General features: G+C 70.9%; 18 protein-coding genes and 1 pseudogene. 6 read left to right on the top strand and 13 right to left on the bottom strand.

The features are described from left to right. Positions 1 to 200: 200 nt before the first annotated feature. Both ACFWYS_RS40005 and ACFWYS_RS40000 read left to right on the top strand, forming a co-directional pair. On the top strand, positions 201 to 800 hold the full coding sequence (locus ACFWYS_RS40005) for a DUF6114 domain-containing protein (RefSeq protein WP_384780476.1): 600 nt from the start codon (positions 201 to 203) through the stop codon (positions 798 to 800). Beyond that, positions 790 to 2,196: a hypothetical protein gene (locus tag ACFWYS_RS40000; protein WP_384780473.1), complete on the top strand. Its 1,407-nt coding sequence runs from the start codon at positions 790 to 792 to the stop codon at positions 2,194 to 2,196. The genes ACFWYS_RS40005 and ACFWYS_RS40000 overlap by 11 nt, the downstream gene beginning before the upstream one ends. A 105-nt stretch (positions 2,197 to 2,301) precedes the next feature. Here the strand turns inward: ACFWYS_RS40000 and pyk are convergent, their stop codons facing one another. The 3 genes from pyk to pta all read right to left on the bottom strand — a co-directional run bounded on the left by pyk (position 2,302) and on the right by pta (position 7,178). Continuing rightward, positions 2,302 to 3,732 (bottom strand): pyruvate kinase, encoded by a 1,431-nt coding sequence (pyk, locus tag ACFWYS_RS39995; protein ID WP_384780470.1) that lies wholly within the window; start codon positions 3,730 to 3,732, stop codon positions 2,302 to 2,304. A 114-nt stretch (positions 3,733 to 3,846) separates the two neighbouring features. Then, positions 3,847 to 5,055 carry an acetate kinase gene (locus ACFWYS_RS39990; protein ID WP_384780467.1) on the bottom strand — a complete coding sequence of 403 codons (1,209 nt, stop codon included), beginning with the start codon at positions 5,053 to 5,055 and terminating at the stop codon, positions 3,847 to 3,849. Further along, positions 5,052 to 7,178, bottom strand: coding sequence for a phosphate acetyltransferase (gene pta, locus ACFWYS_RS39985; RefSeq protein WP_384780464.1), 2,127 nt, complete (start codon positions 7,176 to 7,178; stop codon positions 5,052 to 5,054). The genes ACFWYS_RS39990 and pta overlap by 4 nt, the downstream gene beginning before the upstream one ends. A 206-nt stretch (positions 7,179 to 7,384) precedes the next feature. Between pta and ACFWYS_RS39980 the strand changes: the two genes are divergently transcribed. Continuing rightward, the gene (locus tag ACFWYS_RS39980; protein ID WP_384780461.1) at positions 7,385 to 8,410 is read left to right on the top strand and encodes an ATP-dependent 6-phosphofructokinase; all 1,026 of its coding nucleotides are present in this window, start codon (positions 7,385 to 7,387) and stop codon (positions 8,408 to 8,410) included. A gap of 49 nt (positions 8,411 to 8,459) precedes the next feature. On the opposite strand, the gene ACFWYS_RS39975 is transcribed toward ACFWYS_RS39980, so the two are convergent. From ACFWYS_RS39975 to ACFWYS_RS39965, 3 genes and pseudogenes are all read right to left on the bottom strand, one after another. Next, complete coding sequence (locus ACFWYS_RS39975; RefSeq protein WP_384780458.1) at positions 8,460 to 9,212, bottom strand: XRE family transcriptional regulator; 753 nt, start codon at positions 9,210 to 9,212, stop codon at positions 8,460 to 8,462. Positions 9,213 to 9,554: 342 nt separating this feature from the next. Further along, positions 9,555 to 11,444, bottom strand: a complete 1,890-nt coding sequence (locus tag ACFWYS_RS39970; RefSeq protein WP_384780587.1) for a tetratricopeptide repeat protein — start codon at positions 11,442 to 11,444, stop codon at positions 9,555 to 9,557. 210 nt (positions 11,445 to 11,654) lie between these two features. Next, a pseudogene (locus tag ACFWYS_RS39965) lies at positions 11,655 to 12,353 on the bottom strand (5'-methylthioadenosine/S-adenosylhomocysteine nucleosidase); the annotation flags it as partial. Positions 12,354 to 12,454: 101 nt separating this feature from the next. Here ACFWYS_RS39965 and ACFWYS_RS39960 point away from each other — a divergent pair. Next, positions 12,455 to 14,602, top strand: coding sequence for a tetratricopeptide repeat protein (locus ACFWYS_RS39960; RefSeq protein ID WP_384780455.1), 2,148 nt, complete (start codon positions 12,455 to 12,457; stop codon positions 14,600 to 14,602). Here ACFWYS_RS39960 and ACFWYS_RS39955 read toward each other — a convergent pair. The 5 genes from ACFWYS_RS39955 to ACFWYS_RS39935 form a co-directional block, all read right to left on the bottom strand. Further along, a complete protein-coding gene (locus ACFWYS_RS39955; protein ID WP_384780452.1) occupies positions 14,592 to 15,440 on the bottom strand; it encodes a carbohydrate ABC transporter permease in 849 nt (282 codons plus the stop codon). The genes ACFWYS_RS39960 and ACFWYS_RS39955 overlap by 11 nt on opposite strands. A 5-nt stretch (positions 15,441 to 15,445) precedes the next feature. Next, positions 15,446 to 16,444: a carbohydrate ABC transporter permease gene (locus ACFWYS_RS39950; RefSeq protein ID WP_384780449.1), complete on the bottom strand. Its 999-nt coding sequence runs from the start codon at positions 16,442 to 16,444 to the stop codon at positions 15,446 to 15,448. A gap of 33 nt (positions 16,445 to 16,477) precedes the next feature. Then, on the bottom strand, positions 16,478 to 17,887 hold the full coding sequence (locus tag ACFWYS_RS39945) for an extracellular solute-binding protein (RefSeq protein ID WP_384780446.1): 1,410 nt from the start codon (positions 17,885 to 17,887) through the stop codon (positions 16,478 to 16,480). 70 nt (positions 17,888 to 17,957) lie between these two features. Continuing rightward, on the bottom strand, positions 17,958 to 19,856 hold the full coding sequence (locus tag ACFWYS_RS39940; RefSeq protein WP_384780584.1) for a tetratricopeptide repeat protein: 1,899 nt from the start codon (positions 19,854 to 19,856) through the stop codon (positions 17,958 to 17,960). Between the two features lie 169 nt (positions 19,857 to 20,025). Beyond that, positions 20,026 to 20,883: a nucleosidase gene (locus tag ACFWYS_RS39935; protein ID WP_384780443.1), complete on the bottom strand. Its 858-nt coding sequence runs from the start codon at positions 20,881 to 20,883 to the stop codon at positions 20,026 to 20,028. 111 nt (positions 20,884 to 20,994) lie between these two features. Between ACFWYS_RS39935 and ACFWYS_RS39930 the strand changes: the two genes are divergently transcribed. After that, positions 20,995 to 21,588, top strand: coding sequence for a hypothetical protein (locus ACFWYS_RS39930; protein ID WP_384780440.1), 594 nt, complete (start codon positions 20,995 to 20,997; stop codon positions 21,586 to 21,588). Between the two features lie 13 nt (positions 21,589 to 21,601). Here ACFWYS_RS39930 and ACFWYS_RS39925 read toward each other — a convergent pair whose 3' ends face one another. Next, positions 21,602 to 22,303: a response regulator gene (locus ACFWYS_RS39925; protein WP_384780437.1), complete on the bottom strand. Its 702-nt coding sequence runs from the start codon at positions 22,301 to 22,303 to the stop codon at positions 21,602 to 21,604. Continuing rightward, a complete protein-coding gene (locus ACFWYS_RS39920) occupies positions 22,300 to 24,132 on the bottom strand; it encodes an ATP-binding protein (protein WP_384780434.1) in 1,833 nt (610 codons plus the stop codon). The genes ACFWYS_RS39925 and ACFWYS_RS39920 overlap by 4 nt, the downstream gene beginning before the upstream one ends. A 198-nt stretch (positions 24,133 to 24,330) precedes the next feature. Between ACFWYS_RS39920 and ACFWYS_RS39915 the strand changes: the two genes are divergently transcribed. Next, positions 24,331 to 25,725: a cation:dicarboxylate symporter family transporter gene (locus ACFWYS_RS39915; protein WP_384780431.1), complete on the top strand. Its 1,395-nt coding sequence runs from the start codon at positions 24,331 to 24,333 to the stop codon at positions 25,723 to 25,725. Positions 25,726 to 25,881: the final 156 nt, after the last annotated feature.

Here is a 25,881-nt window from a genome sequence, read left to right as displayed (position 1 = left end):
CACATTTTTTCGTGCGGTTGTTTTTGGGGGTGTGTGGCTGTTTTTTTTTCTTTTATAAAATAATGTGGGGGGGGGGGGGGGGGCGCGCGGCCCCCCCCCCCCCGTCCACACTCCACCGCTTTCTTCACAAGCGGTCACACGCTCACCAACTCACCACCGCACCATCACCACAGCAACGCCGTACCAGGGAGCTGTTTTCCATGAGCGCCGAGACTCCTGCCGTACCCGGAGAGTTCACCCGCCGGAGGCTGCAGTTCCGCGCCTGGCGGGGTACGAGGCCGTTCTGGGCCGGTCTGTTCGTCATGCTCGGCGGACTCCCGATCGCCTACTTCCCGTACGCGAACCTCCAGATCGGGCACCTGACGCTGGCGATGCAGACCGCGGGGGGCTCCAGCTCCCTGATCATCGGTGTGCTGCTCGTCGTCCTGGGCTTCACCCTCTGGTTCCAGAGGCACGTCCGCACCTTCGCGGGGATCGCGGCGATCCTGCTGGGGCTGGTGTCCATCCCGCTGTCCAACATCGGTGGCTTCCTCATCGGCTTCCTCTTCGCCCTCATCGGCGGAGCGATGGCCGTGGCGTGGGCCCCGGGCGGGTCGCCCGAGCACGAGCCGGCCGAGCACCAGTCGACGGGCGCGGGCGGCGATTCCGAGGGCCTGGACCCCGACACCACGGTCCTCCAGCCGGTCCGGGACGAGTTGGGCAATGGGGGCACCTCCCAGGCCTTTAAGGCTCTGGGGGAGAACGATCTGTCAGGAACGAGCCCGGCGAACGGGGCGAACGGGAGGCACAGTGCCGGCTGACGAGGTGACCCACGGGACTGAAGTGGACAAGTCCCGTGTGAGAACCGGGCCGCGCCATGCGGCACCCAAGAAGCCGCTGTTCACCAGGTTCCACATGCCCGCCGGCAAGGCGATAGCCCTGGCGGCGATGCCCACCGCGGTCCTCATGGGAATGGGGTTCACACCGACACTCGCCCAGGCCGACAGCAACGACTCCGCGAAGCTGACGTCCAACAGCCTGACCGCGGACGAGTACGACGAGTACGCCGACGAGTACAAGGACTGCGTGGCGGCTCTGAAGGACGCCGAGGACGGTTCGGCCTCGCCGTCGCCCTCGTCGAGCGCCGGTGACTCCACGGACCAGGCCGACACGCCCGAGCCGACGCCGTCGGCCTCGGCCGGCCAGGACTCCTCGGACTCCGGTTCCTCGGACTCGTCGGGCTCCGCCGGCGACGCGGGCTCGTCGGGCTCCGCCGGCGACTCCTCTTCGTCGGATTCAGGTTCCGACGAGGCGGCCGAGCCCACGCCGGCGCCGTCCCCGAGCAAGTCGGGCGAGGCCCAGTCCGGCGACACGGCCACGCCGTCCCCCGCGCCGTCCGAGAGCGGCGGCAACCTGCTGGAGGACATAGGCGACGCCATCACCGGCATCTTCACGGGCGGCGCCGGCTCCGAGGCGAGCGCGAGCCCGACGCCGTCGCCCTCCGCGAGCGCGAGTGAGGAGGCGTCCTCCGGATCCTCCGACTCCGGCAAGGAGACCTCCGGCGCGGACGACACCGTCAAGGAGACCGCCGACAAGGTCACCGACCCGGTGAAGGACACCGTCGAGGACACCACCGGCAAGGCGACCGAGGCGGCCAAGGACACCACCGAGGCGGCGAAGGAAGCGGCCGGCGAGGCCACCGCCACGCCCAGCCCCTCCGCGAGCAGCGGCACGGACGCCGAGGACTGCCCGGCTGCCACCGACGACGAGAGCGGCGTCGACAACAAGGTGCCGGTGGCGGACGACCCCTGGTACCTGCAGGCCAGCTCGCTGCTGCTGAAGGGTGCGGACTACCAGGGCATCGTCGAGGTGAAGACGGCCAACGGCACCAAGAAGAAGGTGCTGAAGTACGTCATCTCCGACGGCACCGACATAGGCGACCTGCACCAGACGGTGAACGACAAGCAGTCCGGCAAGACCTACCACGTGCAGGCGGCCGAGGGCTCGACGTCCACCATCCGCGACGGCAAGACGGTGATGTACACCGAGAGCATCTCGGGGAACCTGCTCGGCCTGATTCCGATCACTTTCGACCCGGAGCACCCGCCGCCGCTGAACATCCCGCTGATCTACTTCACCAAGGTGAAGGTCACGCAGGCCGGTCAGTTCGGCGGCACCCTGCACGTGCCCGGCATGCATGTGTTCACGACCGACTGAACAACCCCACAAGCCCGTTCGGGAGCCGCACACACTGAGGGCGCCCCCTTTTCCAAGGGGGCGCCCTCAGCGCCGTACAGGAGCCTTCGCGGCGGCTCTCGGCGGTCAGTCCCGCGTGCCGCCGCCGAGGTGGTGGACGCGGACCATGTTGGTGGTGCCGGGGACCCCGGGCGGGGAGCCGGCCGTGATGACCACGATGTCGCCCTCGTTGAACAGACCGAGCTTGACGATCTCCTGGTCCACCAGGTCGACCATCTCGTCGGTGCTGTTCACGAACGGCACCACGTGCGGCTCGACGCCCCAGCTGAGCGTCATCTGGTTGCGCGTGGACTCGTCCGTGGTGAACGCGATGATCTGCTGGGCGGCGCGGTAGCGGCACAGCCGGCGGGCGGTGTCGCCGGACTGGGTGAAGGCGACCAGGCCCTTGCCGCCGAGGAAGTCGGCGATCTCGCAGGCCGCGCGGGCCACCGAACCACCCTGCGTGCGGGGCTTCTTGCCCGGCACGAGCGGCTGCAGGCCCTTGGACAGCAGCTCCTGCTCGGCCGCGGTGACGATCTTCGACATCGTGCGGACGGTCTCGATCGGGTACGCGCCCACACTCGACTCGGCGGACAGCATGACCGCGTCGGCGCCGTCCAGGATCGCGTTGGCCACGTCGGAGGCCTCGGCGCGGGTCGGACGGGAGTTGGTGATCATCGACTCCATCATCTGGGTCGCCACGATCACCGGCTTGGCGTTGCGACGGCACAGCTCGATGAGCCGCTTCTGCACCATCGGGACCTTTTCGAGCGGGTATTCGACGGCGAGGTCACCACGGGCGACCATCACGGCGTCGAACGCCATCACGACGTCCTCCATGTTCGCCACCGCCTGCGGCTTCTCCACCTTGGCGATGACGGGGACGCGGCGGCCCTCCTCGTCCATCACCTTGTGGACGTCCTGCACGTCGTGGGCGTCCCGCACGAAGGACAGCGCGACCATGTCGCAGCCCATGCGCAGCGCGAACCGCAGGTCCTCGACGTCCTTCTCGGACAGCGCCGGCACGTTCACGGCCGCGCCGGGCAGGTTGATGCCCTTGTGGTCGGAGACGACGCCGCCCTCGATGACGATCGTCTTCACCCGGGGGCCCTCGACGTCCAGGACCTTCAGCTCGACGTTGCCGTCGTTGATGAGGATCTGGTCGCCCTTGGCGACGTCGCCGGTCAGGCCCTTGTAGGTGGTCCCGCAGATGTGCTTGTCGCCCGGGACGTCCTCGGTCGTGATGACGAACTCGTCACCGCGCTCCAGCTCGACCGGGCCCTCGGCGAAGGTCTCCAGACGGATCTTCGGGCCCTGGAGGTCGGCGAGCACACCGATGGCCCGGCCGGTCTCCGCGGCGGCGGACCGGAGGCGCTCGTAGCGCCCCTGGTGGTCTTCGTGCGTGCCGTGGCTGAAGTTGAAGCGGGCCACATTCATGCCCGCCTCGATCAGCGAGACAAGCTGTTCATGGGAGTCGACCGCGGGGCCGAGAGTACAAACGATTTTCGAACGGCGCATGGGACGATCCTATCGGTTTGTTTCGCCGCGGAATATTCCGTCTGGCGGAAGATACAAATGAGCCGTGTATTGCTCAGCCGTGTTACTCGGGCGTCCGCTCGGCGGAGCCGCATATCAATGCGGCCCGACCAGTGCGTAGGTTTGTGTCGCGATTTCCAGTTCTTCATCCGTGGGCACCACGGCCACGGCCACACGTGCGTGCGGGGGCGAGATCAGCCGCGGCTCGTCGCTCCGTACGGCGTTCAGCTCGGCGTCCACCACCGGCCCCAGCTCCTCCAGGCCCGCCATGGCGGCCTCCCGCACCGGCGCCGCGTTCTCACCGACACCGGCGGTGAAGGCGATCGCGTCCACCTTGCCCAGGACCGCGTAATAGGCGCCGATGTACTTCTTCAGCCGGTGAATGTAGATGTCGAAGGCGAGAGCGGCTTGCTGATCACCCTCGTCGATCCGGCGGCGGATCTCCCGCATGTCGTTGTCACCGCACAGCCCGATCAGCCCGCTCTTCTTGTTGAGAAGAGTGTCGATCTCGTCCGTGGACATTCCGCCAACTCGCATCAAATGGAAGATGACGGCCGGGTCCATGTCCCCGGAGCGCGTACCCATCACGAGCCCCTCCAAGGGCGTCAGCCCCATGGAGGTGTCCACGCAACGACCGCCCCGTACGGCGGACGCGGACGCGCCGTTGCCGAGGTGCAGCACGATGACGTTCACGTCCTCGGGCGCCTTGCCGAGCAGCTGCGCGGTGGCCCGCGAGACGTACGCGTGCGAGGTGCCGTGGAAGCCGTACCGGCGTATTCGGTGCCGGTCGGCGGTCTCGACGTCGATCGCGTAGCGGGCGGCCGACTCCGGCATCGTGGTGTGGAACGCGGTGTCGAAGACGGCGACCTGGGGCAGGTCCGGGCGCAGCCGCTGGGCGGTGCGGATGCCGGTGAGGTTGGCCGGGTTGTGCAGCGGGGCGACCGGGATGAGCCGCTCGATCTCGGCGAGTACGGCGCCGTCGATGACGGTCGGCTCGGTGAAGTGCTTGCCGCCGTGCACCACCCGGTGGCCGATCGCGGCCAGCTCGGGCGAGTCGAGGCCGAGGCCGTCCTTGGCTAGCTCCGTGGACACCGCCTTCAGGGCGGCCTCGTGGTCCGCTATCGGCCCCGTCCACTCGCGCACCTCGCCGCCGCTCGCCAGCGGGGTGTGCTTGAGCCGGGAGGTCTCCTCGCCGATGCGCTCGACGAGGCCCGCGGCCAGCCGGCTGCTGTCACGCATGTCGAGCAGCTGGTACTTCACCGACGAGGAACCGGAGTTGAGGACGAGGACGCGGGACGAGCTCACTGGGCGGTGGCCTTCTCATGGAGGGAGTGGGCGGGGGACTGGTCGGTGGGCAGGGCGGGGGACTGGGCCTGGATCGCCGTGATGGCGACGGTCGTGACGATGTCCTGGACGAGGGCGCCCCGGGACAGGTCGTTGACCGGCTTGCGCAGACCCTGCAGCACCGGTCCGACGGCGATCGCGCCGGCCGAACGCTGCACGGCCTTGTAGGTGTTGTTACCCGTATTGAGGTCAGGGAAGATCAAAACCGTTGCCTGCCCGGCCACTTCGGACCCCGGCAGCTTGGTCGCGGCCACGGACGGCTCGACGGCGGCGTCGTACTGGATGGGCCCCTCGATCTTCAGATCGGGCCGCCTGCGCCGCACCAGTTCGGTCGCCTCGCGCACCTTGTCGACGTCGGCGCCCGAACCGGACGTACCCGTCGAGTACGACAGCATCGCGATCCGCGGGTCCACGCCGAACCCCTCGGCGGTCGCGGCCGACTGGATGGCGATGTCGGCCAGCTGCTCGGCGTTCGGGTCGGGGTTCACCGCGCAGTCGCCGTAGACGAGGACCTTGTCGGCCAGGCACATGAAGAAGACGGACGACACGATGCCCGCGTCCAGCCGGGTCTTGATGATCTCGAAGGCGGGCCGGATCGTCGCGGCCGTCGAGTGGACGGACCCCGACACCATGCCGTCGGCCAGCCCTTCCTGCACCATCAGCGTGCCGAAGTAGTTCACATCGCTGACCACGTCGTACGCCAGCTCGACGGTGACCCCCTTGTGGGCGCGGAACCCGGCGTACTTCTCGGCGAAGGAGTCGCGCAGCTCGCTGGTGGCCGGGTCGATCAGCTCGCAGCCGGCCAGGTCGATACCGAGGTCGGCGGCCTTCTTGCGGATCTGGTCCTCGGGGCCGAGCAGGGTCAGGTCGCACACCCCGCGCCGCAGCAGCACCTCGGCGGCGTGCAGCACCCGTGGCTCGGTGCCCTCGGGCAGCACGATGCGCCGCCTGTTCGAGCGGGCCTGCTCCAGCAGCTTGTGCTCGAACATCATCGGCGTGACCCGGTCGCTGTTCGGCGCCGAGACCCGCCCCAGCAGGTCGCCGGTGTCGACGTACCGCTCGAACAGGCCGAGCGCCATCTCCGCCTTGCGCGGGGTGACCGCGCTCAACTTGCCCTCCAGGGAGAAGAGTTGCTCGGCGGTGGGGAAGCTGTAGCCGGGCACCGACAGCACCGGGGTGCCCGGGGCGAGCCGGGCGGCGAGGGTGAGGATCTCGTCGCCGGGGCGCTCGTCCAGGGTGAGCAGCACACCCGCTATCGGCGGGGTGCCGGCGCTGTGCGCGGCCAGCGAGCCGACGACCAGGTCGGCGCGGTCGCCCGGGGTGACGACCAGGCAGCCCGGGGTCAGGGCGGTCAGGAAGTTCGGCAGCATGGCGCCGCCGAAGACGAAGCCGAGGGCGTCACGGGCGAGCCCCGAGTCGTCGCCGAGGAGGACCTTCGCGTCCAGCGACTGGGCGATCTGCGCCACGGTCGGCGCGGCCAGGGCGGGCTCGTCCGGGACGACGTAACAGGGCACGGGCAGCCGCGAGTGAAGCCGGTCGGCGATCTCGTCCCGGTCCTCCCGGGCGACCCGGTTGGTGACCATGGCGAGCACGTCGCAGCCCAGGCCGTCGTAGGCGCGATAGGCGTTGCGGGTCTCGGCGAGCACCGACTCGGCACTCTGCCCGCGGCCGCCCACGACGGGTATCACGGACGCGCCGAACTCATTGGCGAGCCGGGCGTTGAGGGACAGCTCGTCCGGGAGCTGGGTGTCGGCGTAGTCGGTGCCGAGGACGAGGACGACGTCGTAGTCGCGGGCCACGACATGGAACCGCTCGACCAGCGTGGCCACCAGCTCGTCGGTGCCGCGCTCGGCCTGCAGGGCGGACGCCTCGTGGTAGTCCATGCCGTAGACCGTCGCCGGGTCCTGGGACAGCCGGTAGCGGGCGCGCAGCAGCTCGAACAGCCGATCGGGACTGTGGTGCACCAGCGGCCGGAACACCCCCACCCGGTCGACCTGCCGGGTCAGGAGCTCCATGACCCCCAGTTCGACGACCTGCCGGCCGTCACCTCGGTCGATTCCGGTCACGTACACGCTGCGCGTCACGCGTGCTCTCCCTTTCCTCTTTCGTCCGTCGTCCGTCGTTCGTCACCGGGGTCGCAAAATCGCCCAGTGAGGTGAGCGAAACCCTCTTGACAATACCCTTCGCTGTGGATAAGGCGCCCGTCAGTAGGGGAGCGACACCTCCCTCGCGGACGTGAAACAATCGGATTGGCTCACCGGTATCAACAGCGAGCAGGAGACACAGCACGATGCGCATCGGAGTTCTCACCGCAGGCGGCGACTGCCCCGGCCTGAACGCCGTGATCCGGTCGGTCGTGCACCGGGCCGTCGCACAGTACGGCGACGAGGTGATCGGCTTCGAGGACGGGTTCGCGGGCCTGCTCGACGGCCACTACCGCCATCTCGACCTGGAGGCCGTCAGCGGCATCCTGGCCCGTGGCGGCACGATCCTCGGCTCGTCGCGACTGGAGCGCAACCGGCTGCGCGAGGCGTGCGAGAACGCCCCCGACATCGCCCGTGACTTCGGCATCGACGCGCTCATCCCGATCGGCGGCGAGGGCACCCTGACGGCGGCCCGCATGCTGTCGGACGCGGGTCTGCCGGTGGTCGGCGTCCCCAAGACGATCGACAACGACATCTCCTCCACGGACCGGACCTTCGGCTTCGACACGGCCGTCGGCGTCGCCACGGAGGCCATGGACCGCCTGAAGACGACGGCGGAGTCCCACCAACGGGTGATGGTCGTCGAGGTCATGGGCCGCCACGCGGGCTGGATCGCGCTGGAGTCCGGCATGGCGGCCGGCGCGCACGGCATCTGCCTCCCGGAGCGCCCGTTCGACCCCGCCGACCTCGTCAAGATGGTCGAGGAGCGCTTCGCGCGCGGCAAGAAGTTCGCGGTGATCTGTGTCGCCGAGGGCGCCCACCCCGCCGAGGGCACCATGGACTACGGCAAGGGCGAGATCGACCAGTACGGCCACGAGCGCTTCCAGGGCATCGGCACGGCCCTCGCGTTCGAGCTGGAGCGCCGCCTCGGCAAGGAGTCCAAGCCGGTCATCCTCGGCCACGTCCAGCGCGGCGGCGTACCCACCGCGTACGACCGTGTCCTCGCCACCCGCTTCGGCTGGCACGCGGTGGAGGCCGCCCACCAGGGCGAGTTCGGCAAGATGACCGCGCTGCGCGGGACCGACGTGGTGATGGTGCCGCTGGCCGAGGCGGTCACCGAGCTGAAGACGGTGCCGAAGGACCGGATGGACGAGGCCGAGTCGGTCTTCTAGCCACGAGCCGTCGGCCGCGAGCGCGTCGGCCCCGGGTCACCGGTTCCGCTCAGGGGCTGATCGCCTGGAGCGTCGTCCAGAAGCGGTCCACGATCCGGTTCAGGAACTCGCGGCCGGCCGCGCTGGAGTCACTGTTGTCGCCGCCCCAGCTGAGGGTCGCGGTCATCTGCCCCTGGTAGTCCTGGTGCAGCTCCTGGAGGGCGGTCTCCAGCGCGCGCCGGTCCAGGGGCACCATCTTGCCGACCGGCCGCACATACGCCTGCCAGCGCGTCGTGACGGCACTGCGCAGCAGGTCGGCGAGTTTCGCGTCGCGGCCCGTGACGGTGATGAAGTCCGGCAGCGACAGTCCGAGCAGCCCGGCGAGGGCGGCGGACTGACGGTCGGTGCCGCGCCAGTCGTCGAGCTCCTCCATGCGGAGATAGGCGGGCAGCTCGTGCCCGACGCTGCGGGCCACGTCCTCGGGCGCGAGACCCCGGGCGAGCCGGTGCTCGCGCAAGGTCCGCGGCTTGCCGAGCAGCTCGCTGGGCGAGCACCACAACACCCCCGCGAGCGCGGTGAGTTCACCACTGCTGGGGGTCGCGATCTCGCGCTCCCAGGCGATCACCAGGTCCTCGGTGACATAGGGGAGTCCGTACGAGGCACGCATGCCGTAGGCGACATGCTCGGGCCCCATGTTGAGAGCGGCGCGCAGTCTGCGGGCGGCGGGGGCGTCGAAGGGGGGAGTGGGCGGGGTCCGGCGGCTGGAGCGGTTGGGGTGGTTCGGCTGGTTCGGTTGGGCTGGGGGTCGGCGCACGGCCCACAACGTAGGGCGGCTGGAGTGAGGTGACTACGGTCTGTTCAGCCAGGATTACGGATTGTAGGAAGCTACGGCTACTGACGGGTTCGTTGACGGGGGAGATCGTCCGCGGGAGTGGGGTGGGTGGTGAGGGTGGTGGCGCCGGGGTGCAGGGGGACGGGGTCGCCGGGCGAGGGGGGCCGGTGAACGGCAAGGTCAAGGGGCATATTCGCGAGCGCTTGCTGATGTCGATCTCTTGGTGGCTCACGACGGGAGTGCCGCGGTTTTCGGTCGTCTGAACGAACCCCGAAGAGGGATACGTCAGGGGCGGTACCCCGGTCGGCCGCCGGGGGGTGGCTGAGTGGCGGCTCAATCCCGACGTCGGGGAGGCGAGGGCGGCTGCCCCAGTTCGCGGGCCCGGTTTCGGGTCATGGCGCCTTCGGCGGTGGCGTCGGCTCGGTCGAAGGCGTCGGATGCGAGGAGGTAGTGGGCCCCGGCCTCGGAGAATCGCTGCGCGCCCTCATGGCTTCGGGCGAGATTTCGTAGGGTCTGCGCAACCTTGTACCAGTCCTCGAACTCCCGATGGATCTCAAGCGCCTTCCCGTAGGCCTCCGTCGCCTCCTCCGCGCGGCCGGTGTCCTGGAGTGTGAGACCGAGGTTGTTCCAGGCCATCGCCTCCCGGTGACGATCGCCCGCGGCCCTGAACAGGTCGCGGGCGTGGGTATGGGCGTCGACCGCCTCCCCCGGGCGGCCGGCCTTGCGCAGCGCGTTGCCGAGGTTGTTCCACGCGGTGGCCTCGCGGAGGTGGTCGCCGGTCGCCCGGAACAGATCGCGGGCGCGGGTGTGCGCCTCGACCGCCTCCCCGGCCAGGCCCGCCTCGCGCAGGACACTGCCGAGCTTGGTCCAGGCGGCGGCCTCACCGAGCCGGTCGCCCGCACGCCGCGCGGCGTCCCGGGCGGTACGCGCGATGGCGATCCCGTCGCCGCAGTACCGTCGGCAGCGCAGATACTCCGCCAGGCACAGGGCCAGCCCCGCCGCCCGCCGCGCGTACCGCTCCTCCGCGGCCCACTGCACGGCCCCCACCAGCCCGGCCCGCTCCCCGTCCAGCCAGGCCAGCGCCTGCGCCCGGTCCTCGAAACGCACCGGCTCCGGCTGTCCCGGCAGCCAGTGCAACCAGTCGTCCGCGGTGTCCGCCCACCGCCAGTAGAACCCCAGCAGCCGCTCCCGGGCCGCCTCCCCCTCCTCCCGCAGGCCCGGATCCCCGGCTGCCACGCCCACCCCGAACGCCCGCACCAGGTCATGCAGCCGCCACCGCACATCCCCCTCCGCCCCACCCCCCTTCGCGGCCCCCCTCTTTCCCGCACGCCCCTTTCCCGCGTCCCCCTTCGCCCGCACGGCCGTGACGAGACAGGCGGCGGCCAGGTCCTCCAGGACCCCCACGGCGGCATCCTCGTCGAGGCCCGCGAGGGCGGCCGCGGCCTCCGTACCGGTGTCGGTGCCGGGGGCGAGCGCGAGCAGACGCAGCAGCCGGGCCTGGTCGGCCGGCAGTCGCCGGTACGACGTCTCCAGGACCGGGCGCAGCGCGAGGGAACGGCCGTACTGGTCGGTGCCCCGGCTGCCGTTGTCGAGGACGGCCAGCGCGTCGCCGACCTTCTCGATGTCGGCGACCAGGGTGGCGATCGGGCGGCTGCGGCGGCGGCGCAGCATCGCGGCGGCGATCTGCAGGGCGAGGGGCAAGTGGCCGCAGAGGACGGTCAGTTCACGCAGGGCCTCAGGTTCGCGGGCGGGGCGGTCGTCGTGCGGGTCGTTGCTGAGGGCCGTGGTCACGAGGGCGGTCGACTCGTCCTCGGGGAGGGTCTCCAGGTCCACGATGTGCAGCGGGAGCGAGTCGGGGCGGTCGCGGGAGGTGATCAGGACGCGGTGCCGGCCGGACCCGGGCAGGAGCCGCAGGAACTGGGGCGGGTCCGAGGCGTTGTCCAGCACCAGCAGCGTCCGGGCGCGGCGCTCGGCGAGATGCACCTGGTACATGTCGTACTGGCGGGCCGTCGTTCTCGGCAGATCCGGGCCGCGGATGCCGAGGGCGTCGAGGAGGGCGAGGACTGCCTGGTCCGAGGTGACGGGGTTGTCGTCGTAGCCCCGCAGATCGACGAAGAGCGTCCCACCGGGGAACCAGCCCTTCGCCCGCGCCTGGTGGGCGGCCTCGATCGCCAGCGCCGTCTTGCCGATGCCGCCCATGCCGGTCAGCGCGGAGATGAGCAGCGGGCGGGCGGTGGCCGGGCCGTCGGCGTTCGGGTCGAGATGGGTGAGCAGCCGGTGCAGGTCCGCGGCCCGGCCGGTGAAGCCGAGGGGGCGGGGCGGCAGGGCGGTGGAGGCGGTGGGGACCGGGACGTGCGCCGGGCCGGCCGGCCCGGACCGGCCGGGAGGGCGTGGCGGTGGCGCCGTCTCCCTGGGCTCCAGCTCGCGGAGCACGGCGATCGCCGCGTCGGCGGCCCGCTCGGCGGCGTACAGCTGTGCACCCCGCGCGTCCGCCCGCGCCTTGCCGGCGTCCGCCCGGTCGCTGATGCCCCGGATGATCAACGCGCCCGCGCGGCCGGCGAGATGGGCCGCGTGGGCCACCCCCGACCCCTCCATCTCGATGGCGACGGCGTCGTTGAAGTGCTCCCGGATGCGGTGGGCGAGGGGCGAGTCCGCGTCGGACAGGACGACGTCGCCCGCGGCGATCGGCTTGAAGTGGATGTGCGGTACGCCGCGCAGGGCCTGACGGGCCGCCGAGTCGAGGTGGTGCGGGGCCGGCCATGTCACCGGGCGGTCCAGGAAGCCGTCGGGGGTCTCCTTGCCACCGTGTATCGCGTACACCTTCGTGGCGACGACCACGTCGCCGAGGGCGATGTCCGCCTTGAGTGCGCCCGCCACGCCGACGAAGAGAACCGCTTGCGGGGCGAACCAGGTCATCACCCGCTCGGTGAGCGTGGCCGCGGTGAGTGTGCCCTCGCCCAGTTCCAGCAGGGCGATCTGCCAGGGCGTGCCGGGGAGCCGGCCCACCTCGGCACGGGTGCCGTAGTAGGGGTGGACGCGGGTCTCGGTGGCCGGGAGGTGGTCGCGGACCGCCCGGTATTCGAGGGAGAGGGCGGTGAGTACGGCGATGGTGGGTGCGGTGGCGGGCACCATTTCACGGTACTGCCAAGTGGACTGGTCGCAGCGGGAGTTGGGCGATCGATGGGGGCGTACCTTGTTGGCAGGCCGGGTTCGGCGGCGGTGCGGGGGCGGCGATGGACGACGAGGACGACGCGGACGGCACGCGGTACCGCGGGGATCATCTCGACTTTCGCGGAGCGGAGTTCAAGGGGCTCGTCGTCGCGCACGGGACCATTCACCAGCACGCCGCCGCGCCCACCGCCCTGGACGCGCTGCCCGCTCGGGTGACCGGGTTCGCCGGCCGGGGCCATGAGCTGGGACGACTCCTGGACACGTTCGACCCGTCAGGTGCCGGTGCCGGTGGTGGCGAGCCGGTGCCGGTGCCGGTCGCCATGCTGTACGGGACCGGCGGCATCGGCAAGACCGCGCTCGCGGTGGAGGCGGCTCACCAGGCGCGCGCGAAGGGGTGGTTTCCGGGCGGGGTGCTCTTCCTGGACCTGCACGGATACGACGACGATCCCGTCCCGGGCGAGCAGGCGCTGGCGGCGTTGCTCCGGGCGCTCGGTGTGGAGCCGGAGCACATTCCGGTACGGGCGGACGAGCGCGGCGCGTTGTACAGGTCGCTGCTGGCGGAACGGGGGCGGGAGCACGGCGCGGTGCTGGTGCTGGCCGACAACGCCTCCGCGCCGGATCAGGTACGACCGCTGCTGCCCGGGGACGCACGGCATCGCCTCCTGGTGACCTCGCGCGGCCGCTTTCCCCAACTGGGCGCACGACTGGTGGCGCTGGCCGAGCTGACGCCGGGCGAGGCGTACGAGCTTCTCGACCGCGCCCTGCGCATCGCGGACCCGGACGACGGCCGGATCGCCGAAGAGACCGAGGCGGCCATGGACGTCGCCGCTCGCTGCGGGTACCTGCCGCTCGCCCTCCGGCTCGCGGTGGCGCTGCTGGTGCTGGACCGGGAGAAGGCCGTCGCCGAGCTCGCGGCCCGGCTCGCCGAGTTCCGTGACCCCCTGCACCGCCTCGACGACGGTGACCCCAGGGTTCGGGCCGCCTTCGGCCTGTCGTACCGGCGACTGCCGCCCGACCAGGCCCGGTTGCTGCGCCTGCTGGCCCTCGCTCCGGGGGCCGAGGTCACCACCGCGGCCGTGACCGCCCTGACCGGGGACGACGTCCCGCCGACTGGCACCTTGGACGCGCTGGCCCGCGCTCACCTGGTCGAGCGGGGCAGCGAGGCCGGACGATGGCGGCTGCACGACCTGGTGCGGGTGTGCGGTGCGGGTGTGGTGGCGGGAGAGACGGATCTGCGGGAGGAGGGCGAGGCGGCGCGGGAGCGGTTGCTGGAGTTCTATCTGCGGTGGGCGGGGGCGGCGGACGCACGGCTGCGGTGGATCCCGGGGAATCCGGAGCCGGAGCGGTTCGCGGACCGGGGGCAGGCGCTGGCGTGGCTGGACGCGGAGCGTGCGGGGCTGGTGGCGGCGGTGCAGTGGGCCGCGGAGGAGCGGCACGCGCGACAGGCGGTGGCGCTGGCCGCGCATCTGGGGGCGTATCTGCTGTGGCGGCGCTACTTCGACGACGGGATCACCGTCGCCCGTGCCGCCCGAGCGGTCGCCCACGGCGCCGGCGACCGCCGTGACGAGGCTCTCGCGTGGAACCACCTCGGCCTGGCGCTACGGGAGGCGGGCCGGCCGGCGGAGACGATCGACGCCCACACCCACGCCCGCGACCTGTACGCGGCCCTCGGGGACCGGCACGGTGACGCCGTCGCGCGGGACCATCTCGGCCTGGCGCTGCGGGAGGCGGGCCGGGTGGCGGAGGCGATCGACGCGCACACCCGTGCGTGCGACCTGTTCCGGAGCGTCGGGGACCGGCACCGGGAGGCCATCGCATGGAACCACCTCGGTGTAGCCCTGCGGGCGGCGGGCCGGGCGGAGGAGGCGATCGACGCCCACACCCGTTCACGCGACCTGTGCCGGGCCGTCGGAGACCGCCACCGCGAGGCGGACGCGTGGAACAACCTCGGCGTCGTCCTGCGGGAGGCGGGGCGGACGGGGGAGGCCATCGAGGCGGGCGGCAGGGCTCTGGAGGTGTACCGCGAGTTCGACGACTGGTACCGGGCGGGCCAGACCCTGCTGAACCTGGGCTCGGCCCACAAGGAAGCCCGTCACCCCGCCGAAGCCCGCGCCCACTACCTCCAGGCGGCCGACGCCTTCACCCGCGCCGACGCCGCTCACCAGGCCGCGGCGGCCCGCACCGCCGCAGCCGGCCTCCTCACCCCTTGACCGCCCCACCCAACGCGAACCCCCCACCCAACCGCCTCGCCACCAGCACATAAAGCAGAATCACCGGCGTCGAGTAAATGATCGAGAACGCGGCCAGCTGTCCGTAGACCACAGTCCCCCGATTCCCGAAGAACTCATTGATGCTCACCGCCGCAGGCATCTGATCCGGCGTGAGCAGCAGCATGAACGGCACGAAGAAGTTCCCCCACATCATCACGAACGAGAACACCGTCACCACCGCCACCCCGGGCCCCATCAGCGGCAACACGATCCGCACCAGCGACTGGAGCGACGACGCCCCGTCCGTCCAGGCCGCCTCCTCCAGCTCCTTCGGCACGCCGTCCATGAAGTTCTTCATCAGCCAGATGGCGAACGGCAATTGGGAAGCCGCGAAGAAGAAGATCGTGCCCTGCATGGTGTCGATCAGATTCACCTGCACGAACAGCGCGTACACCGGCACCATGATCGCCGTGATCGGCAGGCTCGTCGCGAACAGGACCGTGAGCAGGAACGGCCGGTTGAAACGCGACCGGAACCGCGACAGCGGATACGCGGCCAGCGCCGCGCACGCCACCGTCAGCGCCGTGCCGCCGCCGCACAGGAGCAGGCTGTTGAGCAGGGGCGTGAAGGTGATGTCCGGGGTCAGGACGGCGTCGAAGTTGTCCAGGGTCACACCGTCGGGGAGCTTCACCTGGAGGGTGGCGTCCGTGTCCAGCGCGGAGAGGACCACCCAGGCCAACGGCAGCGCGAAGGCCGCGGCCACCGCCAGCAGGCCCGCGTCGGCGGCCAGGCGGTGCGTGGTGCGTCGGGAGGAGGGAGTACGGGGCGTCCGGGACATGAGTGTCAGACCTCCGTTCGCAGCAGACGCAGGTAGACCACCGAGAACAACGACCCCACCACCAGGAGCAGCAGAGCCACCGCGGTGCCGTAGCCGATCATGCTCTTCTGGAACGCCTCCTCGTACATGAACAGCGGCAGCGTCTGGCTCTTGCCGCCCGGGCCGCCCCTGGTCATCACCCAGATGAGCCCGAAGACGGACAGCGTCTGAAGGGTGATCAGCATCAGGTTGGTGCCGATCGAACGGCGGATCATCGGGAGCGTGATGTGCCACATCCGGCGCCAGCCGCCGGCGCCGTCGACCTCCGCCGCCTCCGTGATCTCCTTCGGGATCTCGTTCAGCGCGGCCGAGTAGACCAGCATCGAGAAGGCCGTGCCCCGCCAGACGTTCGCGAAGGACACCGCCAGGATCGGGAGGGTGAACAGCCAGTTCTGGGTGGGGAGTCGAAGCCAGTCCAGGATGGCGTTCAGGGTGCCCTCGCGGCGGAAGAAGGCGTAGAGGAGGAAGCCCGCGACGACCTCCGGCAGGACCCACGCCGTGATGACGATGCCGCCGACCAGCGTGCGGACCGGCTTGGACGCGCGCTGCATCAGGGCGGCCAGCGCCAGGCCCAGGGTGTTCTGGCCGAGCAGCGCCGAGATGACGGTGAAGACGAGCGTGAGCCAGACCGCGTTGACGAACGCCTCGTCGCCGAACGCCGTACGGAAGTTGTCGAAGCCGACGAACGAGTCCTCGGCCTGGCCGGTCAGCTGGAGGTCGGTGAAGGCGATGTAGGCGCAGTACGCGATCGGGCCGGCGAGGAAGAGGAGCAGGATGACCAGGGCGGGGGAGACGGGGAGGGCGCGGGCGAGGGTGCGGTGGAGTGGGGCGTGAGGATGCGGACGGGATCGGGAGCGGGGGCCGGGGTGGCGGCGGGGGCGGGGTCCGGGGGGTGAGGTCGGCGGGCCCGCGGGGGACTTGCCGGTCGTCGGGCCCGTCGCGTCGTGCGGTGCTTCGGCGGTCATGGGCGGTCGTCCTCGCCGTCTCTCACGTCTCGGTCACTTCTCGGTCACCTCTCCGTCCGCCGCCGACTTCAGCTCCTCGTCGTAGCCCTTGGCCGCCTCCTGCACCGACATGTCGCCCGTCGTCACGCCCTCCATCGCTTCCTGGACGGCGGTGGAGACCTTCGGGTACGCCGGGTAGGCGGGGCGGTAGTGGGTGCTCGCGACGAGGTCCGTGAAGAACTTGGTGCCGGGTTGGGCGTCGGTGTACGCCGGGTCGTCCGCGACGTCCTCGCGTACGGCGATGCCGGAGTTGGCGACGTACCACTTCTGGGCGTTCGCCTTCGTCTGCATCGTCCTGATGAACTCGAAGGCCAGGTCGGGGTTGCCCGCCTTGGCCGGGACGGCCCAGGTCCAGCCGCCGGACATGCTCACCTTGCCGGGGGCCTGACCGTGCTGCGTGGGCATGGCGGCGAGGCCCAGCTCGTCGGACCACTCGGGCCATTCGTGACCGCTGCCGGGCAGCCAGTCCTGCGGGAGCCAGGAGCCGTCGAGGGCGATGGCGAGCTTGCCCTTGGGCAGCCACTCGCCGCGCACCCGGGTCATGACGTTGGGGTCGAGGGCGTCGGAGACGTCCGGGCCGAGCTTCTCCTTGTAGACGGTCTCGACGAAGGACAGGGAGTCCTTGAAACCCTGGCTGCCGGCGATCCACTTCTTGGCGGCCTTGTCGTACAGCGGGTCCGAGGCGCCGCCGCTCGCGCCCGTGCCGTACAGCAGCATCTCGAACGTCTGCATGGTGGCCGCCTCGCCGACGGGCTTGCCCGTGTAGACGTTGAGGGGGATGACCCCGGGGACCTTCTCCTTCACGGTCCGGGCGGCGTCGAGGACGTCGTCCCAGGTCTTCGGCTGCCAGTCGGCGGGCAGGCCGGCCTTCTTGAAGATGTCCTTGCTGAACCACAGGCCCCGGGTGTCCGTCCCGTCCGGGACGCCGTACGTCTTCCCGTCCTCGCCCTGCGCCGCCGCCTTCGCCGTGTCGATGAACTTGTTCCAGTCCGGCCACTTGGCGAGGTACGGGTCGAGGGGCTTCAAATACCCGCTGGTGATGTCCGAGTTGATGAGGAACGTGTCCTCGTAGACCAGGTCGGGGGCGGTCTTGGGGGAGCGGAGCATCTGCTGGAGCTTGGTGTAGTACTCCGAGTCCGGGGCCTTGATGGGGACGAGCTCGACCTTTTTGCCGGGGTTCGCCTTCTCGAACTGCTTCTTGATGTCCGCGAGGTAGGTGTCCATCACCTTGATGGAGTTGTCCGTGGACTGTTTGAAGGAGACCTTGACGGTGTCCGGATCACTGCCGGAGCCGCTGCCGCAGGCGGTGAGGGTGCCTGCGGCGGCGAGGGTGAGGGCGAGGAGTGTGGGGAGGGCGCGGAAGGGGGGCTGTGTGGGGCGGGTGGCGGTGGGGCGCACGGGCATGACCTCCTGCGGGCGCACGTCGTTGTGGCGCGGGGATGGCTGCCTGGTGAACGTAGGTTGAGTGGTCTAGTCAGGTCAATGCGTGTGCGGCTGATTGGGCGTTGGCGGCCAAACCGGGGGCGTTGGCCCGGGTGTAGGCCTCGGCGGCCCGGAGGTAGTGGGCGCGGGCCTCGGCGGGGCGCTGGGTTTTCTGGTGGGCCTGGGCCAAGCCGTGGAGGGTCACGCCCGTCCTGTACCAGTCTTCGAACTCGTAGCAGATTTCGAGGGCTTTGCGGTACGCCTCGATCGCTTCCTCCGCCCGGCCCGCATCCATCACGGCGGCGCCAAAGTTGTACCAGGCCACGGCTTCGCCGTGGCGGTCTCCCAGGGCCTGACAATGCTCTCGGTCGCGGGTGTGGGCGTCTACCGCCTCTTCCGTCCGGCCCGCCACCCGCAGGGCGAGGCCCAGGTTGTTCCACGCGTTTGCCTCGCCTTGCCGGTTCCTGGCGGCTCTGTGCAGGTCGCGGGCTCGGGTGTGGGCGTCGATGGCCTCCTCGGCCCGGCCGGCCTCCCGCAGGGCATTGCCCAGGTTGTTCCACGCGTTTGCCTCGCCGCGGCGGTTCCTGGTGGCTCTGTGCAGGTCACGGGCCCGGGTGTGGGAGTCGATGGCCTCCTCCGCCCGGCCCACCTCCGAGAGCGCGTTGCCGAGGTCGATCCATGCGGCGGCCTCGGCGTCGTGGTCCCGGGCCCGGTGGGCGGCCTCCCGTGCAGCTTGCGCGACGGTGATCCCGTCCTCCAGATACCGCCGCCAGAGCAGGTACACCGCAAGGCGCTGGGCCAGCCGCACCGCCTTCTGTGCGTACCGTTCGTCGCTCGCCCACTGCACGGCGGCCACCAGCCCTGCCCGCTCCCCGTCCAGCCACGCCAGCGCCTGCCCCCGCTCCGCGAACCGCGCCGGCTCCGGCTGCCCCGGTAGCCACTGCAGCCGGGCATCCGCCTCAAAGGCCCACCGCGAGTAGAACTCCAGTAACCGTTCCCGCGCCGCTTCCCCCTCCTCCAGCAGACATGCGTCCTCCGCGACCACACCTGCCCCGAACGCCCGCACCAGGTCATGCAATCGCCACCGCACATCCCCACGCGTCAGCACCGGCGTCACCAGACCACCTGCGGCCAGGTACTCCAGCAGCCCCATGGCGGCGTCCGTTTCCAGGCCGGCAAGTGCGGCCACGGCCTCCGTGCCCGACTCGGCGCCGGGAGCCAGGGCCAACAGACGCAGCAGCCGGGCCTGTTCGGGCGGCAGGCGTCGGTATGAGATCTCCAGGACCGGCCGCAGGGTGAGGGAACGGCCGTACTGGTCCGTGCCCCGGCTGCCGCTGTCAAGGACGGTCAGCGTGTCTCCGACCTCCCTGATTTCTGTCACCAGCGAGGCGATGTCACGCCGGCGGCGTCGACGGAGCATCGCGGCGGCGATCTGGAGCGCGAGGGGCAGATGACCGCACCACTGGGTCAGTTCGCGCAGGGCTCGCGGTTCTCGCGCCGGACGGTCGTCGCGCTCGTCGGCGCTGTGGAGGGCACGGGTCACGAGGGCCACGGAGTCGTCCGAAGCCAGCGTCTCAAGGTCGATCAGGCGTACGGGCAGTGCATCCGGTCGATCCCGGGAAGTGATCAGGACCTGGTGGTGATCGATGCCGGGCAGGAGCGGGAGGAACTGGGACGGGTCCGAGACGTTGTCCAGGATCAGCAGTGTCCGGTTCAGTCGTTCACACAGCAGCCTGCGATAGACGTCGTACTGCCGCGCGGCCTCCTGCGGCAGCTCCGCGCCCCGCACACCCATCGCATCGAGCAGCGCCAGCACCGCCTGATCCGCCGTCACCGGATCGTCGTCGTACCCCCGCAGATCCACGAACAGCGTCCCACCGGGGAACCACCCCTCCGCACAGGCCCGATGCGCCGCCTCCACCGCCAACGCCGTCTTCCCGATACCGCCCATCCCCGTGACAGCGAAGATGAGCACAGGAAGCGCATCCGAGTCCCCGCCGCCTGCATCAGGCGCGAGCTGTGCGAGCAACCGCTCCAGCTCCGCCGACCGCCCCGTGAACCCCAACGGCCGCGGCGGCAGCATCGCGCTCGCGCGCGGAACCGGCCCGTGGACGGTACCCCTACCCCCGGTCTCCTCCGGTCTGCTTGCCGATGACGGTCCCGTAGAAGGTCCCGCCCCGAAAGTCGATGTGGTCGCCCCCACCCCGTTGGGGCCCCTCCTCGGAGTCGGCGGACCCGGACGCCCCACCCCGCGGCCGATGCTTCCGCAGCACCGCCACCGCCACGGCGGCCGCCTGCGCGGCAGCCCGCTCCTGCGACCCGGACGCGTCGTCGTCCCCCTTGCCGGCGTTGGCCCGGTCGCTGATCCCCCGGATCACGAGCGCGTCCAACTGCCCGCTCAGATGCGCCGCGTGAGCCGCCCCGGAACCCTCCATCTCGATCGCGTACGCGTCGCCGTAGTTCCGCCGGATGAAGTCCGCGAAGGCGGATTCGTGATCGGCCAGGACGACATCCCCGCAGGCGATCGGCTTACGGTGCCCCCGCACCCCCTCCACCGCCAGCTCCCGCAACGCCGACCGCGCCGCCTGCACCAGCCGGTGCGAGCCGTGCCAGACCTCGGGGCGCGCCTGGAAGCCGTCCGGTGTCACCTTGCCGCCCTGGACGGCGTACACCTTGGTGCCGACCACGACGTCGCCGAGCTCGATGTCGTCCTTCAGCCCGCCCGCGACCCCGACGAAGAGCACCGCCTCGGGGCGGAGCCAGGAGACCAGCCGCATGGTGAGCGCGGCGGCGTTCATCGCCCCCTCGCCCAGCTCGGCGATGGCAAGCGTCCAGGGCGTGCCCGCGAGCCGGCCGCGTTCGACGCGGGTTCCGTCGTCGTGGACGAGTTCCTCGGTGTCGTCCAGGTGGGCGCGTACGGCGTCGTACTCGACGGGGAGCGCGGTGAGGACGACAACGCTGGGAGAAGTCTCTGACACCCCCTTAAGGTACTGCCAAGTGACCAGCGCAGGAGGGCCGTTGGCCACCCGGGGAACCAAGGGGCCGGGGAACCAGGGAACCAAGGCATCAGGGGGAAGGGGACCGCCGCCATGGCCGGGACGGAGTCGGACGTCACCGTGGGGCAGTTGCTGCTCGCCGAGTACCAGAGCCTGAAGGACGAGCAGAAGGCCCGCATCGGGTTCCGGGACAACCTGCTGTATGTCACCCTCGCGGTCGTCGCCGCGGTCGTCGCCGCCGCGGCCCAGGCGAAGCAGACGTCGATGCTGCTGGCGTTGCCGCCGGTGTGCGTGGTGCTCGGGTGGACGTACCTGGTCAACGACGAGAAGATCTCGGCGATCGGGAGGTATGTCAGGGGCGAACTGGCGCCCCGGCTCGGTCAACTCGCCGGTGCGGAGGCTGCCTTCGGGTGGGAGACGTTCCATCGGGGGGACGCCCGGCGCCGGTCGCGCAAGGTCGTGCAGCTCGTCGTCGACCTGCTCGCCTTCTGTGTCGTACCGCTGAGCGCGCTCATCGTGTACTGGGCGGGCGACGAGACCTCGACGGGACTCGTGCTGCTGTCCGTACTGGAGGCACTCGCCGTGGCCGGGCTGGCGGCGTACGTCGTGCTGTACGCGCTGCCGTTCGGGCCGGCGGCGGCAGACGCGGCGGGGACCAGCGGCAACAGCGGGAACAACGGGGGCTGAGCCCCGCACCAGCTCACCCCCCGCTGGTGCCCGAAACCCACCGATAGACCAACTCCGGCCGCCCCACCTGCCCATAGACCGGCGCCCGCTCAGCCCTCCCCGCCTCCACCAGGTGCTCCAGATACCGCCGGGCCGTGATCCGCGAAATCCCCACGGTCTCGGCGACCCCCGCCGCGGTCACCCCCTCGTCCGCCTCCCGCAGCGCCCCCGTCACCCGCTCCAGCGTCGGCCCGCTCAACCCCTTCGGCAGCGCCGCCGGCCCCGGCGCCCGCAGCGCGGCCAGGGCCCGGTCCACCTCGTCCTGCCCGCTCGCCTCTCCCACCGCCGCGTGGAACTCGGCGTACCGGACCAGCCGGTCCCGCAGCGTCGCGAAGGTGAACGGCTTCAGGACGTACTGCACGACCCCGAGCGACACCCCCTCCCGTACGACGGCCAGATCCCGCGCCGACGTCACCGCGATGACATCCGCGTGATGCCCGGCCGCCCGCAGCGAGCGGGCCAGCTGCAGCCCGTGCACATCGGGCAGATGCAGGTCGAGCAGCAGCAGGTCCACCGGCGTCCGCTCCAGGGCGCGCCGCGCCTCCGCGCCCGTGTGCGCCTTGCCGACCGCGACGAAGCCCGGCACCCGGCCGACGTACATCATGTGCGCGTCCGCCGCCACCGGATCGTCCTCCACGACCAGGACACGAATCGCCTGCTCGGCCGACGCCGTCATACGTCACCTCTCGAAACCGCCGTGCCCCCGGAACCGGCCCCCTCCGCCGAACGGGAACCTCGCGTCGAGGAGGAATCCTCCGCTCCGGCGGTGCCTTCCGCCTCAGCGGTACCCGCCGCCTCAGCGGTGCCTTCCGCCCCAGCAGTACCTTCCGGCCCAGCGGTACCTTCCGTCCCGGTGGAACCCTCCACCGAACCCGCGCCTCCCCCCGACGCGGTCTCCGCCAACGGCAACCGCACCTCGAACACCGCCCCGCCCCCGTCGGCCTCCGTCACCGACAGCACCCCTTGGTGCCGGTTCGCGGCCTGCCGTGCGAGCGCCAGTCCCAGACCCCGGCCCCCCGGCCCGGCCGGCTTCGTGGAGAAGCCGCGCTGGAACACCGTCTCGACGAGCGCGGGGTCCACCCCGGCCCCGGTGTCCGACACCCGTAGCACCAGCTCGCCACCCTCGCCGCCCTCGGCGTATGCCGTCACCGTCACCCGTGCACCCACGCTTCCCTGTGCCGCGTCGACCGCGTTGTCGATCAGGTTGCCCAGTATCGTCACGAGGTCCCGGGCGGGCAGGGTGTCCGGCAGCAGGCCGTCGTCCAGGCGGCTGTCCTCCGATACGACGAGCTCCACGCCCCGCTCGTTGGCCTGCGCCGTCTTGCCCAGGAGGAGGGCCGCGAGCACCGGCTCGCTGACCGCCGCGACCACCTGGTCCGTCAGGGCCTGGGCCAGCTCCAGTTCGGCCGTCGCGAATTCGACCGCCTCCTCGGCCCGCCCGAGCTCGATCAGGGAGACCACCGTGTGCAGCCGGTTCGCCGCCTCGTGCGCCTGGGAGCGCAGTGCCTGGGTGAAGCCCCGCTCGGAGTCCAACTCGCCCATCAGCGACTGGAGTTCGGTCACATCGCGCAGGGTCACCACCGTGCCGCGGCGTTCCCCGCCCGACACCGGTGAGGTGTTCACGGCCAGGACGCGCTCCGCCGTCAGATGGACCTCGTCGACCCTGGGCTCCGAGGCCAGCAGCGCCCCGGTGAGGGGTGCGGGCAGGCCGAGCTCCGCGACCGACCGGCCCACCACGTCGCCGGCCACGCCCAGCAGCTCCCGCCCCCCGTCGTTGATCAGCGCCACCCGGAACTGCCCGTCCAGCATCAGCAGCCCCTCACGCACCGCGTGCAACGCGGCCTGGTGGTAGTCGTGCATCCGGCTCAGCTCGGCCGCGTTCATGCCGTGGGTGTGCCGGCGCAGCCTGGCGTTGATCACATACGTGCCGATCGCACCCAGCGCGAGCGCGCCCGCCGCGACCCCGATCAGCGCCGTCAGCTGGTCCTGCACCCGCTTGCTGATCGCCTCGACCCTGATCCCCGCGCTGACCATGCCGACGATGTGCGCCGGGTCCCGCCCCCCGTCGTAGATCGGCACGACCGCCCGCACGGACGGGCCGAGCGTGCCGGTGTACGTCTCGGTGAAGGACTCCCCGCGCAGCGCGCGCGCCGTGTGGCCGCGGAAGTGCTGGCCGATCTGCTCCTCGTCGGGGTGCGTCCAGCGGATGCCCTTGGGGTTCATGATCGTGACGAAGTCGACCTCGGCGTCGTGCTGGACACGGAGCGCGTACGGCTGGAGCTCGGCCGTCGGGTCGGCGGCGCGGATCGCCTCCCGCACGGACGGGGCGTCGGCGATCGACTGAGCCACGGCGTTGGCCTGGCGGCCCGCCGCTTCCTCGGCCTGGCCGCGGTCGCTGATGTAGGTGAACACCGCGTACCCGGCGACGAGCACCGCTATCAGCACGGCCTGCATCGCGAAGAGCTGGGCGGCCAGGCTGCGGGGCCGGGGGACGGGGATGCGCATGTCGTCAGTCTGCCTCGCTGGCTGATTGTGAACTAAATGAACGGAAGGGTGACCGCCCTCACACGGCAGGAGATAGTCACCGCATCGCTGAGTAGTACGCCCCCGTCCCCCGGGGCCCGCGAGCCGGTCAGCGAACCCCCACCCCGGACGTGAGCCGCACGCCGGTGACAACCGACGAAGACGTCAAGGAGGGCAGCCGTGGCCGCCGCCAGTTCCCCCGGCAAGGCATCTGCCGCACCCGTCGCCAAGCGGGACCGCACGCACTACCTCTACATCGCGGTGATCATCGCGGTGGCCCTCGGTATCACCGTGGGTCTGGTCGCGCCCGACTTCGCGGTCGAGCTGAAGCCCATCGGCGCGGGCTTCGTGAACCTGATCAAGATGATGATCTCGCCGATCATCTTCTGCACGATCGTGCTCGGCATCGGTTCGGTACGCAAGGCCGCCAAGGTCGGCAAGGTCGGCGGTATCGCGCTGGGCTACTTCCTCGCGATGTCGCTGGTCGCGCTCGGTATCGGTCTCGTCGTCGGCAACATCCTGGAGCCGGGCACGGGTCTGCAGATCACCGACGCCATCAAGGACGCCGGCCACGAGCAGGTCGACTCGGAGGCCAAGGACACCACCGAGTTCCTGCTCAGCCTCATCCCGACCACGATGGTCTCCGCCTTCACCTCGGAATCGGTCCTGCAGACCCTGATCATCGCGCTGCTCGCCGGCTTCGCGCTGCAGGCCATGGGCTCGACCGGGGAGCCGATCCTGCGCGGTGTGCAGCACATCCAGCGGCTCGTCTTCCGCATCCTCGCCATGGTGATGTGGGCCGCGCCGATCGGTGCCTTCGGTGCCATCGCGGCCGTCACCGGGTCGGCCGGCATCGACGCGCTCAAGGAGCTCGCCATCCTGATGCTGGGCTTCTACGTCACCTGCTTCCTCTTCGTCTTCATCGTGCTCGGCGCGCTGCTGCGGATCGTCTCCGGCCTCAACATCTTCACGCTCTTCAGGTACCTGGGCCGTGAGTTCCTGCTGATCCTGTCCACCTCCTCCTCCGAGTCCGCGCTGCCGCGCCTCATCGCGAAGATGGAGCACCTCGGCGTCAGCAAGCCGGTGGTCGGCATCACCGTCCCGACCGGCTACTCCTTCAACCTCGACGGCACCATGATCTACATGACCATGGCGTCCCTGTTCATCGCCGACGCCATGGGTACGCCGATGTCGATCGGCGAGCAGATCCCGCTGCTGCTCTTCCTGCTGGTCGCCTCCAAGGGCGCCGCCGGTGTCACCGGCGCCGGTCTGGCCACGCTGGCCGGTGGCCTCCAGTCGCACAAGCCCGCCCTGGTGGACGGCGTCGGCCTCATCGTCGGCATCGACCGCTTCATGAGCGAGGCCCGCGCCCTGACGAACTTCGCGGGCAACGCCGTGGCCACGGTCCTGATCGGCACCTGGACCAAGGAGATCGACCGGGACCAGGTCGACCAGGTGCTCGCCGGCCGCCTCCCGTTCGACGAGACGACCCTCCTCGACGACGCCCACGGCGCCCCGGCCGAGGCGCCGGAACAGGGCGGCGGCAAGGAGGACAAGGAGCTCGCCAAGGCCTGACCCGGCCGACCGGCCCGACCGGCCGACCTTCGAGTCCGGCCCGGTCCCGCACTCCGGACGCCCGGCCCCCCCCCCCCCCCGGGGCGGGGGGGGGGGCCCGGCCGCGGAACCCCCTGGTAGTGTTGGGGCGCACTCACCGTGAACCCCCCCCCCCCC

It is taken from the genome of Streptomyces sp. NPDC059010 (genome assembly GCF_042740355.1).
GTDB lineage: Bacteria > Actinomycetota > Actinomycetes > Streptomycetales > Streptomycetaceae > Streptomyces.
The sequence above is the reverse complement of the archived record's forward strand: the minus strand, read 5'-3'. Positions and strand labels throughout refer to the sequence as shown.